Origin of the sequence: Archangium sp. (assembly GCF_036388035.1) — a bacterium.
GTDB lineage: Bacteria > Myxococcota > Myxococcia > Myxococcales > Myxococcaceae > Archangium.
In genome coordinates, this window is sequence record NZ_DASVSO010000703.1 from 1 (window position 1) to 2,900 (window position 2,900).

Sequence of the window (2,900 nt, forward strand, 5' to 3'; positions counted from 1 at the left end):
TGAGCGGCTGCCGCAATGAGCGCGCTCGGGAGGGCCAGCAGGACATCCAGGAGCAGCGGCAGGACGTCCAGGGCGAGCAGGACGTCCAGGGCCAGCAGCCGGCGCCGGGCACGGGCGGCGCGGGTGTCGAGAACGGCGAGAACACCGGGCAGCAACCGGACGACCTGAAGCAGCTCCCGGATGAGGAGGGCTTCCAGTCGGTGCCGGACGAGCACGAGGCCCCGAGTGGCATCGGCCTGGACGGCCGGGGCGGCGGTGAGGGCGAGCATCGGCAGCGCGACCTGAAGCAGGACGACTAGCGCCAGCCGCACGAAGGCGGATGGCGCAAGCGCTCCACCGGTCCCGGCCGGTGGGGCGCTAGACTTCAGGCAGGTGGATGGAGTGCAGCTCCGCGGGCCAGTCCTCCTCCGGAGAGGAGGGGCGCGCGGTCCGTGAGGAGGGCGCTTCCGGAGCTCCCGCATCGTCCTCCTCGAGGATCTCGTGGAGCAGGGCGTCGGTGGCCTCGCGGGCCTCCTGGAGTGTCGCGGGCGGGGACTCGACGGCGCGGGCCCGCTCCTCGTCGGACAGGGGGATGACCGACACGGCCGAGGGCGGCATCACCCGGGGAACGCGAGGCGCCGCGGGCTCCCGGAGCGTGGCCGGCTCCTCGAAGACGTGCCTGGCGTGGCTCGGCTTGCTGTCCTTGTGCTCCCGGTGTGCGCCGGGGGCGCGCTCTTCTCTCTTGCCCATCATCCTCTCCCTTCGAGCGCGGCCTCGCACCGCCGCCCGCCATGTCACTGGGCTAATGCATGGCGTCGCACAGAAGGAGGGGCAAGGGGCGGGGGGCGCTCCCGAAAGACGAAGGGCCCGGAATCGCTCGCGATTCCAGGCCCGAGGGCGTGCAGGCGTTCATGCGCCCGCTTCACATCTCGAGGGGCGGCTGGGGGCCGGGGATGATGCCGGCGATGTCCGGATCTTCCTCGCCGGGCTGACGGGTGGGCCGCGCATCCTTCTCGCGCTGGCGTTCGGCCTTCTTGGCCTCCTTGTCACGCTGCTTCTGCTGGCGTGCCATTTCCTTCTGTCGCTTCGTGGACCGTCCCTGCATGAGTACTCCTGGGCAAAATGGAAAAAAGAAGCCCAGCCTCGTGGGAGGCCGGGCCTCGTGAAGCTAAAGGTAGGGACGCGTGGGCGGATCAGCCGACGGGACGGACGTTCTCGGCCTGCAGGCCCTTGGGGCCCTTCTTCACGTCGAACTCCACTTTCTGGCCCTCGGCCAGGGTGCGGAATCCATCCGTCTGGATGGCGGTGTGGTGGCAGAAGACGTCGGGGCCCCCGTTGTCCTGGGTGATGAAGCCAAAGCCCTTCGAATCATTGAACCACTTCACAGTACCACTTGCCATGTTTCTGCTTCCTTCTCGTTCAGCAGGGCGTCCATCGCCCGGATTGCTCGCCCACGGCGGGAGCGACGATCGGGCCTACACCTGCCCGCTCGGGAAGTCGAGTTGGGAAACCTTCCCGCGCTGCTTACTCGACACCGCGCCGGGGGCCGCGATCCATCACGAAACACTCCCAAGGGTTGGACCTGTTCCACGCGTTTCGCTCCGCGCGGGCTTCCTGGGGACGTCTTCGTGGCGGACTGGCAGGCGGGCCCCTGGCCCGCGGAACGAGGCCGCTCAGGAGCGAGAGGACAGCACATCCGCGCCCGCGGCGAGCCCCACGCCCACCGCGTAGCAGACGAGGTCGGAGCCGACGAATCCCCGGCCCAGCACGAGCGCGCCGAGGCGGTGGGCCCGGAGCGCATCGAGCCAGGGCGTATGCCAGAGCTGGCTGAGCTCGACGAGCACGGAGAGCCCCAGGGCCCACGCCGCCGCGTGCCGCACGGAGAGGCGCGGCACGAGGAAGAGAAGGCCCAGGTACACCATGGAGGCCCACAGCGTGTCGCCCGCGTAGGCGGTGAGGAAGCGGGGCAGGTGCGCGGCCGCCAGCGAGGAGCGAGAGCCCAGGCCCAGCGCGATGACGAGGAGCATCAGGGGCAGCAGCCACAGCCGCCTGCGCGCGAGGGGAAGCGGAGGGGAGGTGGCGGGGCCGGAGCGCATGCGCGGCAGTGTACCGGAGCCTCGCCGAGTGCGAGGGCGCGCTCGGTGTCCCCGTGCGCGGCCACGCGAGCATGAGGCCGTGGAGGCTCCACGCCCGCTGGGCTCTGCTCCCGCGGGAGGCCGCCACGTCGAGGTCGCGGATGGCCTCCTCGGGCCCGGGAGGACTCCGAGTCCTTTCAAGCACTTGCGAGTCCGGGGCGTCCAGGCGCGGGATTCACCGTCCGGGGAGGGGACGCGGGGCGCCTGGAGGAGCAGAATGCGCAACGTTTGAATGCGGACGCCCGCCCCCCGTCTGAGTGGGCAGATGCAGCAAGGACATTCCCCAGAAGGATGAACCTCATGAAGGCCCTCTTCGTCGCCATCACCCTGTTGACCGCCGTCACCGCTTCCGCCCAGTCCTCGCAGCCCATGGCCCCGCCCCCGGGTCAGGCCAGCGGCACCCAGCCCCCGGTCGGGTCCTCCGGCTTCCGCGACGATGACGACAACGAGTTCCGGCGCGGCCGGCGCGGCGGCACGATGGTGGCGGTCGATCGCGAGGACCTGGAGCAGCGTCTGGCCCGGATGGAGCGGTTGCTCGGTGACGCCTTCGAGAGCAATGGGCGTGGCAAGAAGGCCAAGCTGCGCGAGGCCTACGAGGAGCTGAACGACATCCGCGACGTGCTCGCCGACGCCCCCGAGGCGCGGGGCTCCAACTACCCGCGTCCCACGCCGCCGCCCCCGGCTCCGGTGTACCAGCCCATCGCCGAGCGCGAGCTGCAGCGCATCATGCACGCCATGTCCCGCGAGCCCTTCGGCGATGACAAGTTGAACGTCCTCGAGGACGCC

Annotated in this window: 6 protein-coding genes; 2 read left to right on the forward strand and 4 right to left on the reverse strand. The window is 70.6% G+C overall.

Going from position 1 to position 2,900, the window contains the following annotated elements:
• Positions 1–299 (forward strand): hypothetical protein (locus tag VF697_RS28950; protein ID WP_331099974.1); only part of this gene is annotated, 299 nt, incomplete at its 5' end.
• 58 nt (positions 300–357) lie between these two features.
• Here the strand turns inward: VF697_RS28950 and VF697_RS28955 are convergent.
• The 4 genes from VF697_RS28955 to VF697_RS28970 all read right to left on the reverse strand — a co-directional run bounded on the left by VF697_RS28955 (position 358) and on the right by VF697_RS28970 (position 2,075).
• A complete protein-coding gene (locus tag VF697_RS28955; protein WP_331099975.1) occupies positions 358–729 on the reverse strand; it encodes a hypothetical protein in 372 nt (123 codons plus the stop codon).
• 172 nt (positions 730–901) lie between these two features.
• On the reverse strand, positions 902–1,084 hold the full coding sequence (locus tag VF697_RS28960; protein WP_331099976.1) for a hypothetical protein: 183 nt from the start codon (positions 1,082–1,084) through the stop codon (positions 902–904).
• An 88-nt stretch (positions 1,085–1,172) separates the two neighbouring features.
• On the reverse strand, positions 1,173–1,379 hold the full coding sequence (locus VF697_RS28965) for a cold-shock protein (protein ID WP_331099977.1): 207 nt from the start codon (positions 1,377–1,379) through the stop codon (positions 1,173–1,175).
• A gap of 273 nt (positions 1,380–1,652) precedes the next feature.
• Positions 1,653–2,075 (reverse strand): DUF2809 domain-containing protein, encoded by a 423-nt coding sequence (locus VF697_RS28970; RefSeq protein WP_331099978.1) that lies wholly within the window; start codon positions 2,073–2,075, stop codon positions 1,653–1,655.
• 339 nt (positions 2,076–2,414) lie between these two features.
• Here VF697_RS28970 and VF697_RS28975 point away from each other — a divergent pair.
• Positions 2,415–2,900: hypothetical protein (locus VF697_RS28975; RefSeq protein ID WP_331099979.1), on the forward strand; the 486-nt coding region annotated here is incomplete at its 3' end.